General features: G+C 47.4%; 12 protein-coding genes. 8 read left to right on the forward strand and 4 right to left on the reverse strand.

The annotated features are described in order from the left end of the window. The first annotated feature begins 4 nt into the window (after positions 1–4). The 4 genes from tssM to BIT28_RS20870 all read left to right on the forward strand — a co-directional run bounded on the left by tssM (position 5) and on the right by BIT28_RS20870 (position 5,626). Entirely contained in the window at positions 5–3,460 is a 3,456-nt protein-coding gene (gene tssM / locus BIT28_RS20855) for a type VI secretion system membrane subunit TssM (protein ID WP_075767016.1), read from the forward strand. An 82-nt stretch (positions 3,461–3,542) separates the two neighbouring features. Further along, positions 3,543–3,950, forward strand: a complete 408-nt coding sequence (locus BIT28_RS20860; protein ID WP_075766868.1) for a hypothetical protein — start codon at positions 3,543–3,545, stop codon at positions 3,948–3,950. A 26-nt stretch (positions 3,951–3,976) separates the two neighbouring features. After that, the gene (locus BIT28_RS20865) at positions 3,977–4,852 is read left to right on the forward strand and encodes a hypothetical protein (protein WP_075766869.1); all 876 of its coding nucleotides are present in this window, start codon (positions 3,977–3,979) and stop codon (positions 4,850–4,852) included. Positions 4,853–4,972: 120 nt separating this feature from the next. Then, on the forward strand, positions 4,973–5,626 hold the full coding sequence (locus BIT28_RS20870) for a protein kinase domain-containing protein (protein ID WP_083652016.1): 654 nt from the start codon (positions 4,973–4,975) through the stop codon (positions 5,624–5,626). A gap of 85 nt (positions 5,627–5,711) precedes the next feature. Here BIT28_RS20870 and BIT28_RS20875 read toward each other — a convergent pair whose 3' ends face one another. Next, positions 5,712–7,565 (reverse strand): ABC transporter ATP-binding protein, encoded by a 1,854-nt coding sequence (locus BIT28_RS20875; RefSeq protein ID WP_075766871.1) that lies wholly within the window; start codon positions 7,563–7,565, stop codon positions 5,712–5,714. Between the two features lie 324 nt (positions 7,566–7,889). On the opposite strand from BIT28_RS20875, the gene BIT28_RS20880 reads away from it, so the two are divergent. From BIT28_RS20880 to BIT28_RS20890, 3 genes are all read left to right on the forward strand, one after another. Then, the gene (locus BIT28_RS20880; protein WP_075766872.1) at positions 7,890–8,351 is read left to right on the forward strand and encodes a GNAT family N-acetyltransferase; all 462 of its coding nucleotides are present in this window, start codon (positions 7,890–7,892) and stop codon (positions 8,349–8,351) included. A gap of 79 nt (positions 8,352–8,430) precedes the next feature. After that, the gene (locus BIT28_RS20885) at positions 8,431–9,294 is read left to right on the forward strand and encodes an SMP-30/gluconolactonase/LRE family protein (RefSeq protein WP_075766873.1); all 864 of its coding nucleotides are present in this window, start codon (positions 8,431–8,433) and stop codon (positions 9,292–9,294) included. A gap of 53 nt (positions 9,295–9,347) precedes the next feature. Beyond that, the gene (locus tag BIT28_RS20890) at positions 9,348–9,977 is read left to right on the forward strand and encodes a LysE family translocator (protein WP_075766874.1); all 630 of its coding nucleotides are present in this window, start codon (positions 9,348–9,350) and stop codon (positions 9,975–9,977) included. Between the two features lie 106 nt (positions 9,978–10,083). On the opposite strand, the gene BIT28_RS20895 is transcribed toward BIT28_RS20890, so the two are convergent. Both BIT28_RS20895 and BIT28_RS20900 read right to left on the reverse strand, forming a co-directional pair. Further along, a complete protein-coding gene (locus tag BIT28_RS20895) occupies positions 10,084–11,769 on the reverse strand; it encodes an NAD-dependent malic enzyme (RefSeq protein ID WP_075766875.1) in 1,686 nt (561 codons plus the stop codon). A 78-nt stretch (positions 11,770–11,847) separates the two neighbouring features. Then, positions 11,848–13,035: a dicarboxylate/amino acid:cation symporter gene (locus BIT28_RS20900; RefSeq protein ID WP_075766876.1), complete on the reverse strand. Its 1,188-nt coding sequence runs from the start codon at positions 13,033–13,035 to the stop codon at positions 11,848–11,850. A 386-nt stretch (positions 13,036–13,421) separates the two neighbouring features. Here BIT28_RS20900 and BIT28_RS20905 point away from each other — a divergent pair, with 386 nt between their 5' ends. Next, positions 13,422–14,321: a LysR substrate-binding domain-containing protein gene (locus BIT28_RS20905; RefSeq protein WP_075766877.1), complete on the forward strand. Its 900-nt coding sequence runs from the start codon at positions 13,422–13,424 to the stop codon at positions 14,319–14,321. 60 nt (positions 14,322–14,381) lie between these two features. Here the strand turns inward: BIT28_RS20905 and aspA are convergent, their stop codons facing one another. Next, a complete protein-coding gene (aspA, locus tag BIT28_RS20910; RefSeq protein WP_075766878.1) occupies positions 14,382–15,812 on the reverse strand; it encodes an aspartate ammonia-lyase in 1,431 nt (476 codons plus the stop codon). Positions 15,813–16,559 lie beyond the last annotated feature (747 nt).

Here is a 16,559-nt window from a genome sequence, read left to right on the forward strand (position 1 = left end):
GAAAATGATGAAATTAAATAAACCATTACTTTTCCTGTCGGTAGGTCTGTTTGCTTGCTTTGGAGCTGCATGGCTGTGGATACCGGTAGATCCTGAGTCAGATTCTCTGCTTAAGCCGATTATTATGGTGGGGGTTTTGATTGCAGCATTACTGGCGTTATTCTTTTGTTATCGCCCGGAACGTTCGAAGGAGAAAGACCAACAGCACGAGCAGTCAATCTTATTTAAGCAGGATGTCAGGACTATCCGTCAGCTATTTAAAGCTGCTGTTAAACAATTGCGTGGCGTTCATGGCAATAAGCTGAAAAGCTTATATGAGCTACCCTGGTATGTGCTCATTGGCGGTGAAAATGATGCCAAGAGCAGCTTGTTGCAGCAAAACAACCTTGAGCCTGTTCTGCACCGTGCCGTTGACGAAAGCGATACTGACCAGTATATCCGGTTTTGGAGTAACGACAATGCTGTTGTCATTGAAGTCGGCCATCGCCTATTCGACAGTGAAGGCATTGATGAAGGCTTGTGGAGAGAGCTGGCCAAGCAACTGCTGAGGTACCGACCGCGCCAGGCAATGAACGGGGTGATTACAGCTATTGGCTGTGATCAATTTTTACAGTGCGATAAAAAAGCACGTCATGTCCTGAGTACTAATCTTCAGGAGGCGATCCTACAACTGGGTGAACAGACAGGGCTGGCATTGCCTGTATATCCGGTCTTTACTAAAGCTGATACGATTTCTGACTTTGTCAATTTCTTTGCCAGTTATTCCGGTTGTGATGTCGAAAACCCGTTTGGTGTGACTTTTGCCATCGATGAGAAACATCACTTTGACCCCCGCACACTTGACCGCTCTTGTCAGGATATCCTGAAGAACCTAGTGCAGCAGCAATTTCAGCTGTTGCGTGAAGCGCGTAGGGATGAAACGGACTCTGTTATTGCGTTGCCGTACCAGTTGTCGGTGTTTTTTGAGCGTGCCAATGAGTTGCTGACTAACCTCGGACGGGAAAACCGGGTACGTCAGGCTGTCTGGGTTCGAGGCATGTATCTGGTTACTACTGGGCAGAAGGGAAGCAGTTATGATCTTCTTACTCAGTTGGTCGCTGAAAAGGCGGCGTTTAACGCGGATATTACCCACTCTCAGCCTCAGGGACGAAAGAACCTGTTTTCAAGCCGGATCTTCAGTCATGTTATTTTGCCAGAAGCCGATATTGTCGGGGTTAACACCCAGCGTCATTATGGCTACCTCGCTGTCCGCAGTGCTTTTGTCTGTGGTTTAGTGGGAGTTATCGCAGCCTTTGGTTTGCAGCTACAGGAAAACTGGAACTATGACGAAGCATTCAGGAGCAAAGCCATTACCGAGCTGAGCTTATATCGCAAGGATGTTAACAGGTTACAGGAAGGGCATTCGGGCCTGGCTGAACTGATCCCGGTCTTGAATGAGCTGCGGGAAGTGGATCAGCAAGGGGCACAACCTTTGCCTTGGTATCAGAAAGTTAGTATTAAGCAAGACGATACTGCCGAGCAGATCCAAAATGTTTACCAGCAGCAATTGCAGTTGTTCCTGTTGCCACAAATCGCCGACCTGCTGAGCAGCGAATTGTATGCCTACGTTAATTTGGGCAACCCGAGTAAGGTTTTTGAGGTCTTGCGCTATTATCAAATGCTGTTTGATGCCAAGCGCTTAGATCAGGATGAGATGGTTGGTTATCTGGTCGATACCCTTAATGATCAGGGTGATATTTCAGTTGATAGTATTAATCAGCTTAGCTTCTTGATGACAGACTTATTCAGTAGCGACTATAGCCGAGCTCTGGATCCTAACGAAGAGCTGATTTCTGTCGCGGTGCAGAATCTGGAGGGATTATCTCCGGAGCGTCTGATTTATGCCCGTGTTAAGTCTTTGCCTGAGTACCGCAATCGAGTGGATGTGCGTCGACAGCTCGGTGATAAGTTCTCTTCGATGTTCCGCTTCAAGTCCGGTTTCCATGGCTACCTGCTTCCTGAACTCTATACCCGTCAGGGGCATGCAAATATTGATTTATCTGTTAAGTCATCTCTTCTGAAAAAACAGCTTGAAGAGTTTAAATCAATCCAGGGAGATATGTCTGGAGCATCAGTTGCAGAGCTCACTAAGCTCAGCAAGAAAGTGCAGCGACTCTACTATTCCGATTATGTCTATCAGTGGAAAGAGCTGATCAAACATATTGAGATAAAAGAGTTCGACAGCATGGCAGATCTGGCTTATGCGGTACAGACTGTTCGGGATCCGGCAAATAGCCCGTTGATTGATGTGCTTGATGCTGTGGTGATTAACACCACATTGGCGACGGAAAATGATGCTGACACTAAAGGCAATACCAAGGCAGCTAGACAGTTGGGTCTGAAGAAAACGGCGAAAATACTTAAAAAGGTCGACAAAGTTAACCGTATTGCAGGTGACAAGCTGGTTCGATTGCAGCCGTCTTATGTGGTCAACGATGCATTTAATAGTTACGCCGCTTTTATGGCGAGCCAAGGCCAGAGTGCACCTGTTGATGAGTTGATAGCAGAGCTTGATAACCTTAACACCTATCTTGATGCCGCTTTGACGAGCAGCGATCCCGGTAAAGCCTTGTATGGTTATGCCAAGGCACATGCCGCAGGCAGCCAGGATCCCTTGGTGACACTACGACGGCAATCTAGCCGTGCTCCTCGCCAGATCGCGTCCTGGGTAACTGAAATAGGTAAACAAACCTGGAAGCGGGTTGTGAATGGTGGCGTAGGTTACCTCAATACCCAGTGGCAGGAGCAGGTTTATGTGTTCTACCGTCAGGCTATTGAAGGCCGCTTTCCTTTTGCTTTACAAGGCCGAGGTGAGGTGGCTATTGATGATTTTGCGACCCTGTTTAAGCCGCAGGGACGGATTGATCAGTTTATCACCACGGAGCTTCAGCCATTTGCTTATTGGGACAATGGTACCCTTAAGCTGGCCGAAGTGGATGGTGAAAAACTACCGCTACACACATTGACCTTAAAGCAAATCAAGCGCGCGAAAGAGATCCGGGAGCTGTTCTTTGGCCCGACCGGACAGGAGTTGGCATTGCAACTGCGTCTGAAAGCCAGCTCGATGAGTACGACGACAACGAAGTTTGACCTTCGCGAAACGGAAAGTGTGTTTTCTTACCGCCATGGCCCAAGACTGTGGCAGGACATCGTGTGGCCTTCTGCCGGGAGAGACGGTTATATTTCGGCAAATTTCTACAAGGGAGAAAATCGTATAGCCAGTCAGTCATACTCCGGGGAGTGGGCATTGTTTAGGATGTTGTTCGATGGCCGTTCCAGTGCAACGGGTGATCGGAGAGTTCGAAACTTGCTCTACAAACTTGGTGATGAAGAAGTCGTCTTGAAGTATTCACTGAAAGACAGCAACTTGCCACTATCCAAGGGACTATTAACCAGCTTTAACCTGCCTTCAGCGCTATAGCGCTGAAGGCCAGACTCTACATTTGGTCTTTTTAGACAGAAATGAATACAGTTCAACATAGTCGATATAAGAGGTAATAATAATGGCTGATGTTTCCGCGAATACGTCATCGGGTAGTGTGACGAATTTTGCCGAGGTCACAACATGTTGGGACCTATCGCAGATGAGCTTGCAGGGCAGGGCACAATATGAGGCCCGAGTTGGGATTATTAATTATTTAGCAACACTGGACTTTAAAAAGACACCCTCGCTGTCGAGTAGTGTTTTGGATAACTTTGTTAATGATTCAACCATTACCAATGACATTGCCGGGCTGGCGAAAAAAGGCTGCACGGCGGTGCTAAAGCAGACTGGTCCTGGTCGGTCTGTATTGGGTGCTGTTGAAACGGCTGGTAAGAAATGGGAACAGGTCAAAAAGAAAATCATCGCCAAACTGGAGTCTTTTTTCAGCCGTCTGATCAATAACCTGAAAAAAAATACGCTGAGGTAACTTGGGTTGTTTCTTATCTGTCTGAGATGGCTGGTTGGCTAGTTGGTACATTGGTACGAGATATTACCCATGCAATCCCGGGCTGGGGGTATGTGCAAGATACTGCCGATTTGTATAAAGGTGTGAAGAAAGCGGTGGTCAATGCTTCTCGCTACTTTGATCTAAAGAGTGCCGGTAAAGGTGTGATGTTGCTTGATGGCCATCCGGATGATATCGCCTACTGGCTAAAGAACCATATTGGTTGTGATGCCATGCTGGGAGTTAAAGACGTATTGGTAACTTCTGGTAAGTTTGCGGTCAAAATGGCCGGTGATGCTGCTGGCGGGTTGGGAACCATTATTGGCCTGTTGGTTGGGGCATTGACCCGTATCGGTACCTTGGTTGACTATATTGTTCAACGGGCAAGTGTTGATAAAGCATTGAAAACGGCACGTAAAGAAAAGGATCGGGTACTAAACAAGAATGGCCTGGTGAATGATTGCGATGCGTTCAATAAATGGTTCAGCCGCACATTAAAAGTGACGCCTATTTTTGCCTCATTGGTACTCCATGCTGGCGTTGCCGCACATCCGTATAACTTCCTGGAGCTAATAAACTTTAGTGGTCATGAAATCTCAGCACAGCGCTATGCTCGAGGTGCTAAATATATCCAGAAGCTAAAAGAGGCTGCCGGACAACATATTAGGGACTATTCTGATGGCTATGGCCTGAGCATTACCAGTTCTTCGGCATGGCAGAATATATTGCTCAAGCAGCAGTTAGCGGGGGGAGCGGTGATTGAATCGGATCTGGTATTGCCAAGTCCTGATCAATGGCGCAGAAATGCGATTCGTCGCAAGGCTACTCCGCCGAGTCGCACCCAGTGGCATCGACAGCCAATTCGCAAGAAAGCAACAGTGTGATTAAGGGCTAACGGCGTGAACTGTGCCTGAACTGATTACCGTGTCGGTCGAGAACCTCGGCTTGCACGGTGAGCCCTGAACCTTTACTTCAGTTCTCCCTTTGAACGTGTGAAAATACAAATGGTCAAGGATCCTGAGTTATCTGTTGGTGACGTTTTGATAGGGCGTTTTACTCTCATTGAGGCACTGAGTTCGTGTGTATTTGTTGCAATCGACGGTTACTCTGGCCGGAGAGTGATTGTTAAACACGCATCAAAAGCACAGGTCGAAAGGGAGTCGCGTTGTATGATCCAGTGCCGCTCATCTTTTATTAATCCCCCCATTGAAACGTTACCTGAATGGTTGGTCTTGCCCTATATTCACGGGACAAGTGTTGTAACTTTTAGCTTTGAGCAGCGTCACTTGTTTATGGACTGCATCCCCTATATTGTTCGTGCAATTGAGCATGTTCATCAGGCTGGCTGGGTTCATGGCGATATCAAACCTTCAAATATCCTCTATCTGCCGAAGTTCGGCTCAATTAGACTGATTGATTTTGGTGCCGCATGGCCTATTGGCACATCATTGAGTCGGCTTAGTGAGTGGCAGCTGACACCGGGCTTTTCCAGGAGCACAAGAGAGAAAGGGATCGGGAGTGTCGAGCCAGCAGATGATTGGTATGCATTGTCAAAGTGGCTGGATCAAATTGATCCCAGTTCGTTATCAGCCAGAAACCAGTATCAACTGGTCAGGTGGCTGGACTGGTTGAGCAAGAGAATAGGTCTGTGCCGGTAATTACAAGATATAACTTGTTCTAAACCGTAAAACAGCGGTGAATGTTGCCATGTCACCGCTGTGTATCTAATTGGCGTTTGTTCAGTTAGGTACCTGTCTTGATCGGCTCTATATCATCGCCAATAAACCCGCCGGTCTGGTGCTCCCAGAGTTGGGCGTAGATACCATCACTCTCGATCAGCTCCTGATGCGTGCCTTGCTCTACTACCTGACCATCATCTAGCACGATCAAACGGTCCATGGCAGCAATCGTAGACAACCGGTGAGCAATTGCGATCACGGTTTTCCCTTCCATCAGCTGATACAGGCTTTCCTGAATGGCTGCCTCAACCTCGGAATCGAGTGCCGATGTGGCCTCGTCGAGGATTAGGATCGGGGCGTCTTTTAGCAGCACACGGGAAATCGCCACGCGCTGGCGCTGACCGCCGGAGAGCTTCACCCCGCGCTCACCCACCTGGGCATCGTAACCTGTGTTACCGTGCGGGTCGGTCAGTGTCGAAATAAACTCATGGGCGTGAGCCTTGCGTGTTGCAGCCAGAAGATCCTCTTCTGTGGCATCCGGATTGCTGTATAGGATATTGTCACGGATCGAGCGGTGTAACAGCGAGGTATCCTGAGTCACCATACCGATTTGTCCGCGCAGCGAGTCCTGGGTGACGTCAGCAATGTTCTGACCGTCGATTCGGATTGCACCGGACTCGACATCATAAAATCGCATCAGCAAGTTCACCATGGTCGACTTACCGGCACCCGAGCGGCCGACCAGCCCGACTTTCTCGCCCGGCTTGATGTTGAGGTTCAGTTTTTCGATAACCCCTTTTTCTTCACCGTAATGGAAGCTGACATGGTCAAACTGGATACCGCCCTGGCTGACGTCCAGTTTAGGTGCGTTGGGTTTATCTTCAATCGCAACTGGCTGGGCCAAGGTTTTCATTCCGTCGACAACAGTACCGATGTTTTCGAACAGGCCGCCGACTTCCCACATGATCCACTTGGACATGCCGTTGATACGCAGTGCCAAACTAACCGCAATGGCGATTGCCCCGATGGTGATAGCAGCATCCATCCATAGCCAAATCGACAGACCGGCAATGGCGAAAACAAGGAGGTAGTTAATGGCCTCGACCGAGATATTGAAGCCTGTCACCAGGCGCATCTGGCGGTAGACCGTATCCATGAATCCGCTCATGCCCTGTTCGGCATACTCGGTTTCACGATTGGTATGGGAGAACAGCTTGACGGTTGAGATGTTGGTATAGCTGTCTACGATACGGCCTGTCATCATCGAGCGCGCATCAGCCTGTTCGGTGGCGACATGCTTTAGCTTCGGCACATAGCGCAATTGAATACCGATATAAGCGGCCAGCCAGAGCAGCATTGGCAACATCAGGCGATAATCTGACTGGCCAATCATTACCACCATTGAGGTGAAGTATACCGAGATGTAGACCAGCACATCTAACAGCTTCATTACCGTTTCACGCACCGAGAGTGCCGTTTGCATGACTTTGGTCGCGATGCGGCCGGCAAATTCATCCTGGTAGAACGAGATACTCTGGCGTAGCAGATAACGGTGCGCCATCCAGCGAATGGACATTGGATAGTTGCCAAGCAAAGTCTGGTGAACGATCAATGAGTGCAGAGTAATGAGCAGGGGAACGACAATCAGGACAAACAGACCTATGCCCATCAGTTTGCCGCCTTCTTCTGCCCAGAATGTATCCGGGTTGTGAGTTGCCAGCCAGTCAACCAGTTGTCCCATAAACCCGAAAAGAGACACTTCGACTATCGCGATAAGGGCACTAAGAATGGACATGGCGATAAGCGGGAGTTCAAACCCACGGGTGTAGTAGCGGCAAAACGCGAATAAACCATTGGGTGGTTGTTCGGGTTCATGTGGTGGAAATGCTGATGACAGCTTTTCAAATCGTTTGTACATAGAATGAAGTTTCCAGTCGAGCTTTATTGTTGAGGCTAAAGCCGGCCAAGCCGGTTGTTGCTGCTAGGGAAGGCGGCGATATGGGTAATCGGCGCTTCAAAGGATCTGGGTGATTAAAGCGATAACAGAGTTATTTTATCAGAACTTGCCGTACAATAAACGCCCAGTAATATACCCAAGCTACCTCTGAAAGCTGCATCTTGAGGTAGCTTGGGTATATAGCCTATTGTACATTTTGATAATGTTGGAATTAAGCCCTGATTCTATTTAATACTTGCCTGATTCTGCTCTATTGAGTCGAAGAAATGTTGGAGATCCCCCGCTGTGAAGATTGAACTTATTACTGCAGAGCAGACATTGCCTGTTCGCCATCGGGTACTTTGGCCGGATAAACCGGTCGATTTCTGCCGGGTACCAGAAGATGACGCAGGGGTGCACTATGGGGCTTTCTTTGACGAAAAGCTGGTATGTGTCGCTTCGGTGTTTATAGACGGCCAGAATGCCAGGCTGAGGAAGTTTGCCACTCTGCATGAGTACCAGGGAAAGGGGGTAGGAACGCTGGTCATTGAGCGAATTTTGTCTGATCTGCAAACCCAAAATATGGCGCGTTTCTGGTGTGATGCACGCGAGTCGGCCCGTGGATTTTATCATCGTTTTGCGATGGAACCGTTTGGCGAACGCTTCTATAAGGGCGATGTGCCTTATTTTAAAATGGCGGTCGATCTGGCATCTGGTGGCATTGTTCCAAAACAGCACCAAGATAAGGAACCAACCGCATATCTTTAGCGTTACACTGCTCCTGTAATGACCGCTTCTTTACGAGTAAGGGGTGTTCATTGAAAACATGGCAGGCAAAGGATTTGACATGAAAGAAGCCCGGCAATTGGCATTGGATTTTGAGCCTCTGGTTGAACACGACTTTACGCTTGCAGAATGTCCCCGGTGGGATTGGCGTCATCAATTCTGGTTCTGGGTTGATATTGCCAATGGGGAGTTGTGGCGTTATCACGATAACCAGCTGGCCGTAAGGCGTTGGGATGAACCACTTGGCTGTGTGGCGATGTGGCAGGAAGAAGGTTACGTGCTTGCAACGAAATCGGGTGTGTATCTATTAACGGACTGGAATGCAGATAGGCAACTGGTAGCCCCACTGGTTAAGACGCATCCCCGTATACGTTTCAATGATGGCAGGGCAGCCCCCGGAGGACATTTTATCGCAGGTACCCGAAACGGGGCAAAGGTTGGCGATAAAGGACAGTTTTACCAGCTGGCTGGTGAAGATCAGTTGGCTGCCATGCCGATGTATGCCTGGACTTGTAACGGTTTGGCTTTTTCTCCTTGTGGCAAGATTCTTTATTGGGCAGATACCGGATCCCGTGTGATCTACCGGGCTGACTATGATCCTGCCACCAGCGCCTATGGTGAGAGTGAGGTATTTGCTGATCTGTCAGCTTTTGAAGGCCGGCCGGATGGTGCCTGTGTTGATAGCCTCGGTGGGTATTGGGTCGCGATGTATGCCGGAAAATCGGTCTTGCGACTCAATGCTGAGGGCGAAGTGACACATGTGATCCCTGTACCGGCCGACAATCCGACCATGGTTGCGCTCGGCGGCGAGCAGGGAAATCAGCTGGTGGTGACCAGTGCTGCCAGCGGCTCTGCTGCCGGTGTGGTGTTGACAGCCAGTGTCGAGTGGCAGGGAATAGAAGAACCGCTGGTGACCGTTATCTAGTTGTTTTTAATGAAAGCATCTATCGATTTTAAGCAAAGAAAGGACTTTTCAGCATGGCGAACTACTTGGACGTTGCAGCGAATATCATTGTGATTTGGGTGCTGGCAGCAATAACTCCTGGTGCCAATGTGTTGCTGACGATGAACACGGCATTGCGATTTCAGCGTCGGTTAGCTATCTGGTCGGCATTTGGCGTGAGTATTGCTGTGATGCTGTGGGCAGCGCTGGGGGCGTCCGGGTTATTAATTGTGCTCAAGACATTTCCCTGGTTGTTTACCGTGATGAAGATAACGGGCGGTATGTATCTGCTCTATCTCGGGGTCACACGAATCATTGCGACCAGAAGACAGAACGGGAAAGGGGGGGAGGTAAGCCAGACACTCACGCCGCTAAAGCCAGTGCAGTTATTTCGGCTATCGTTTGTAACCAGTATGATAAATCCCAAGACCGGGCTGTTCGTGGTCAGTTTGTTCTCTGTGGCAATGCCTGCAACGATGACAACAGAATTGACTCTGATGAGTATGGTGCTAATGGGCGGGATCACGCTTTTCTGGCACCTGTTTCTGGTGACTGTTTTTTCCAGACCGTCTGCCCAGCAGTTCTACCAGCGGGCTTCAAATATGATTGATTACCTGACCGGAGGGCTGTTTACTCTCTTTGGGATAAAAGTGATGGCGAGCTAATGATAACCATCTGAAGAAATACAACAGCCCTCCTCAGTATTGAGGGGGGCTGTTTTAGGTAGGTATTGATTAAGTTGGTACTGTTGGTTTTATATGGATGGTTGCTTTAGAGCGCAGTACGTTTGTACTTCAGATATTCAGGCTCCCAGAAGGTAGTATCAATTTTTTCAAGCAGTTGCTCGTCACTGCGTTTCGGTGCCTTGTTTTGCTCTACGGCCTTTTTGGCGACGGCCAGAGCAATATGACGAGAAACCTGTTGAATCGCTTCCAATGGTGGCAGAAGGGCACCGTGTCCGTTTAGGGCTAACGGCGAGCATTCTGCCAGTGCCCGGCTGCTTTCCATCAGCATTTCGTCCGTTACCCGGCTTGCGCCGCTGGCCAGAACGCCAAGGCCTATGCCCGGGAAAATATAGCTATTGTTGCACTGGGCGATAGGGTAGCTCTTGCCGTCAAAGAGCACCGGGTCGAACGGGCTGCCAGTTGCAATAAGCGCGTCACCTTCTGTCCAGCGGATAATATCAGCCGGTGTGGCTTCAACACGGCTGGTGGGGTTGGAAAGGGGCAGCACAATAGGGCGTTTGCAGTGGGCATGCATCTCGATGATCACTTCCTGGCTGAATAACCCGGGTACGCCTGATACTCCGATCAGTACAGTCGGCTTGGCATTGCTGATCACATCCATCAGCGAAATGCTGTCGGTGTCATTCCACTTATCAACCGTTGCACTTTTCTGCGCCAGCTTTTGCTGGAAACTGAGCAGGTTTTGCATGTTGTCGGTAAGCAGTCCCCAGCGATCTACCATGAAGATCCGTGCACGGGCTTCAAGATCGCTCAGGCCCTCGGAGACCATTTGCGCCACAATGGCCTCGGCAATGCCACATCCGGCAGAACCGGCACCGACAAAGGTCACACGCTGTTCAGATAGCTTGGAATTGGCAGCTTTACAGGCTGCAAGCAGACTACCGACGGTCACAGCGGCCGTTCCCTGAATATCATCGTTAAAACAGCAGACTTTGTCTTTGTAACGGTTAAGCAAAGGCATGGCGTTTTTCTGGGCGAAGTCTTCAAATTGGATCAGGGCATTTGGCCAGCGGCTTCTCACTGCCTGGATCACCTCTTCGACAAAATCATCATATTCCTGTCCGGTGATACGGGGATGCCGCCAGCCCATGTACATAGGATCAGATAGTCGCTGGGTGTTGTTGGTTCCGACATCCAGAACAATCGGTAGTGTATTGGCCGGGTTGATGCCGCCACAGGCGGTATAGAGCGCCAGTTTACCGATTGGAATGCCCATACCGCCGATCCCCTGATCGCCAAGCCCGAGGATCCTCTCGCCGTCGGTGATCACGATAATTTTCACATCCTGGCGTGCGGCATTATTGAGAATATCGACCATGCTGCCACGATCAGGGTAAGCGAGAAACAGCCCACGGCCGCGGCGGTAGATATTCGAGAACTTCTCGCAGGCTGCGCCTACGGTCGGGGTATAGATGATCGGCATCATTTCTTCGATATGGTTGACGATCAAGCGGTAGTAAAGGGTTTCGTTAGTATCCTGGATATTGCGCAGGTAAATGTGCTTATCCAGATCGTTTTTGAACGTCTGGTACTGGCTGTATGCCCGCTCTTCTTGCTCGGTAATGGATTCAATGGTTGCCGGTAGCAGACCGGTCAGGCTGAAATTCTGCCTTTCTTCTGGTGAAAAGGCACTGCCCTTGTTGAGTAGCGCATTTTCAAGCAACGCCGGTCCGGCATAAGGAAGGTATAAGGTTTTGTTGTTTTCGTACATGTGGCGATGAATCCTATTGTTTTAAAGCAAGGGCTGTTTAAACAGCCCTTGCAGTGATAACCAGCAGTGAAGGGGGAATTAGGCTGTTTCTTCGACGGGAATTAACTCCTCTCCAGCCTCCTCCGGTGCGTCAGAGACTTTATCGATTAGCAGGGCGATGACACCGTCGCCAGTAACATTACAGGCGGTGCCGAAGCTGTCTTGCGCCAGGTGGAGAACGATTTGCAGGGCAATCATTTCTTCGGTGAAGCCCAGCATAGAGCCGAGCAGACCAACAGAGGCCATAACGGCACCGCCCGGTGCGCCCGGCGCAGCTACCATAGTGATACCCAGCATGGCAATAAACGGCAGGGCTTCAAGCAGGCTTGGAACCGGGCCTGCGCCGGTCATGATAATGACGGCAACCGCGACGCTGGCGATACTGATCACCGAGCCGGACATGTGGATATTGGCACACAGTGGTACAACGAAGTTGGCAATAGAATTCGAGACGCCATTACGCTTGGTTTGTTGCAAGGTAACCGGCACCGTTGCTGCCGAAGACATTGTGCCGACTGCAGTAAAGTACGCCGGCATCATGGTGCGCAGGATAGTCAGGGGTGATTTTTTCAGAGCTACGCCAGCGGTAACGAACTGGAAGCTCAACCAGAACCAGTGCATGGCGATAACGGCAAGTAGCACCAGGCTGAACGTTTTCAGCGTGGCAAATACCGTGCCCTTGATGGTCATGTCGGCAAAGACACCAGCGATATAAAACGGTAGCGCTGGGATCATGACTTTATTAAGGAACAACTCGATGATATCGCGGCCTTGATCACTGAGCTTTCTCAGTTGCTCGGCACCGGTATTGGAGATCCCGAGGCCAAAAATAAAGGCAATGCTGAGTGCCGTCATAATGTTCATGACCGGCGGGATCTGAAGTGCTAGAAGTGGAGAAAGAACAGTTTCGGCTTCTGGTAGCTCACCGGCACCGCTTAGCAAAGCAGGGAACAGGCTCTTTGCCACCATATACGCAATAATACCGGCACCTAAAGTGGATAAATAAGCCAGACCAACGGTCTTGCCCAGTAATTTACCTGAGTTTTTCGGCAGGCTGGCAATGCCGCTGGTAACATAAAAGAGGATTAATAGCGGAATGGTAAATTTGATTAGCTGACTAACCAAATATTTCACAGTTATCAGTGCTTGAACGATTATTTCCGGGGAAAACATACCCATTAGTATGCCTATTAATATTCCACACAATAACTTAATGATTAAGTTCATATTATTGACCTTTAATTTATTAGGATACGGGTTTCTTATAATAATTTGATGATTTTTTCTTGTTATGTTGAGCGATAAATATACTTGTATTTATCTTGTCATTTATTTTGTTAATACAAAGGGTGAATAATTATTTTTGATGTTGCATCTGGATGGTATGATTATTCATCTAGTATGTGAAATGCTGAAAAAAAAGGCTTGGTTATTAAAATGCATCATGTTAGTTTTACACTTTGTGATCAACTTAATAGACAGATGTTAATTACTGATTGATCCTTACTGCCACCTACGGATGGCCTATAATAAACTATAAGATAGCTGTTTTTTTGTACTAAGTTATTAAGGGATGATAACTGTCGTGGAACCAAGACTACTGAGAATGACGAATGAAAAACATAGAAACAAAATGGCTGCAAGATTTTCTTACCCTTGCTGAATTAAAAAACTTTTCTCATGCAGCTGCTGTTCGTAATGTTACTCAACCGGCATTTAGTCGACGAATAAAGTCGCTTGAAGCAGAGTTAGGTTTGGTATTAATTGACCGTAGCAAATCGCCTATCGAACTGACACTGTGCGGAAAGCAGTTTAAGACGACGGCACAATCCATTTTGCATCAAATAGATGAAGAAGTTAGCCGCCTGGCCGGAAGCTCATTTCACGGTCGTCATACTGTTCGGCTCAGTGCCGCACACTCTATTGCAATCAGCCTGTTACCTAAGTTGCATTCATGTTTGTTTGACCCAAAACTGAACACGAGTCTTTCGGTTGACGCCAATGAAGTAGATGATGCTGTTGAATTATTGATCGACGGAAAATGTGACTTTCTTTTTTCCTTTTATGAAGACAGATTACAAGTTGCACCTTACAGATCAATCTATCTAGGGCGTAGTTATTTATATTGTGTTTCTGCTGTGGATGAAAACGGAGAAGCACTCTTTGATCTTGCAAATAACGAGGATGTCCCTTGCTTGGATTATACCCCAGAGAGTTATATGGGAAGAGCATTACATCGGGCAAATGGAAAGTTAACTCCTAATACCGTTTGTTCATCATCGATGACAGATTTTATTAAAGCGCTGGTATTGCAGGGTAAAGGAATTAGCTGGTTACCGGATTATGCAATTAAAGAAGAGCTTGCGTCAGGGCAATTGGAAATATTAACTGAACGTGAGCCTGTGCCGTTAGATTTGTATGTGTACCGCTATTATTCCAAGTTGCATTCCTCATGTGAAGCGATGTGGAATGAGCTAAGTCGTATTAGCCCGATGAAAGAGCTGAGCGGTTAACATTTATAAAATAAAAGGGCTAGTTACTAGCCCTTTTATTTTTGCTTATAACATTTAATATTAGTTATATAGCTTTGCTTTGTATTCTGGGTGCATCAAGTTCTGTACCGAGAAGATTTCTTCCAGTTGTTCTTCTGCCAGCAGCTTACGTTCAAGTGTTACCTCTTTAACGCTTTTGCCTGTTTCAGCACAGATCTTACCTACAATGTCACCTTCATGGTGGCCAATGAACGGGTTCAGATACGTGACGATACCAATCGAGTTAAACACGAAGTCTTCACAAACATTCTGGTTTACTGTGATGCCACTGATGCACTTATCAGCAAGGTTAACACAGGCATTACCAAGCAATTCAATTGACTCGAAGATTGCCTGACCGATAACTGGCTCCATAACATTAAGCTGAAGCTGGCCAGCTTCTGCTGCAAAAGTGACGGTTGTATCGTTACCGATCACTTTGAAGCAAACCTGGTTGACCACTTCAGGGATCACTGGGTTTACTTTGGCTGGCATGATGGAAGAACCAGCTTGCATTTCAGGCAGGTTCAGTTCGTTAAGGCCTGCGCGTGGGCCAGATGAAAGCAGACGAAGATCGTTACATACTTTTGACAGTTTCACGGCCAGACGTTTCAGTGCTGCGTGAACCGTTACGTAAGCACCACAGTCAGAGGTGGCTTCAATCAGGTCTTCAGACGGTACACAGTCTAAGCCTGTCGCTTCGGCAAGGTATTTGACTGCCAGTTCCTGATAACCTTCTGGTGCGTTAAGGCCTGTGCCAATCGCTGTTGCGCCCAGGTTAACTTCAAGCAGTAGTGAAGCGGCATACTTCAGGTTCTTGATTTCTTCTTTAACCAGAATGCTGAATGCATGGAATTCCTGGCCAACAGTCATAGGAACGGCGTCTTGAAGCTGGGTACGACCCATTTTCAAAACGTCTTGGAACTCATCGCTCTTGGCATCAAAGGCTGCCTGCAGGTGTTCGATTGAGTCAATCATTTTCATGATGCTGTTATAGACAGCAACACGGAAGCCTGTTGGGTATGCACAGTTGGTTGACTGGCTCTTGTTGACATGGTCATTAGGGTTAATGATGTCATATTCGCCTTTTTCGTGCCCTTTTAGTTCAAGGGCGACGTTGGCGATAACCTCGTTGGCATTCATGTTAACAGACGTACCCGCACCACCCTGATAGACATCAGAGATGAACTGATCCATGCATTTACCTGTGGTTAGGATCAGATCACATGCCTCGACGATGTATTTGCCCACATCGCTTGGAATGGTGCCGAGCTCAGTATTCGCTTTAGCTGCTGCTTTTTTGGTAAAAACCATACCGCGAACAAATTCAGGCACATCAGAAATCTTCATCGACGAGATATTGAAGTTCTGGTAGGCGCGTAATGAATGGATCCCGTAATAAGCAGATGCTGGAATTTCAAGCTGACCAAGAAGATCTTCTTCAATACGTACTTTATTAGAATTGTCGAGCATAGCCGTTACCTTTATTGATAGTGAAATGACACGGACACAATGTTCTTTTTATTGAACAAAGTGAAATGCTTAAAAGTAAGCAACAATGCATTTATTGCATAGTGCTAATTATTTAATCAAATAGTGTTTTCTTAGTTTGAAAATAATGAATAACTATGAATTTTAATTCAATTAAAACCGTGATTTTGCTCACTTATTTTATTATGTGATTCAGGTAGGGGTTTTATGTATTACAAATAAATATCTAATACGTATAGTGGAAAAAAAAGCCAGTCTAACCATGTTAATTGTTGTGGTGTATTTTAATCTTCCTGGTTATTTGTGATTGTGGCTTGATTGTGGTGTGTTCTCGGTGGGTTGTATTTGTAATCAGTATGATGCTTATAGGTTGCCTCATATGATTTTGTCGAATATTCAGTGATCTGAGTAGTGTTTCTATGATGCTGATTTCGCATAACAACTTTATTTTCAGCATTTCAATCTCGCCGGAAAGCTAAGTACAGTTTATATAAATCAAGTCTATATAAGGTTGCTGAATGAATTGGGACGTGTAGATAAATAGCTGATAAAACTAATATTAGTCATGATCATTTTTTTGTTCATTTGATTGAATTTGCCTTCAAAGTCACAGCTAGTGTTAGCGAGTGTTATCAGAACGCCGGTATTTTCTCTTAATTACCCTTACTGCCCAGTTCATTGCATTCAAATAAATCTGAACAAATAACAATAATAAATATACTGCGATGA

Source organism: Photobacterium proteolyticum (assembly GCF_001939735.1).
Lineage (GTDB): Bacteria > Pseudomonadota > Gammaproteobacteria > Enterobacterales > Vibrionaceae > Photobacterium > Photobacterium proteolyticum.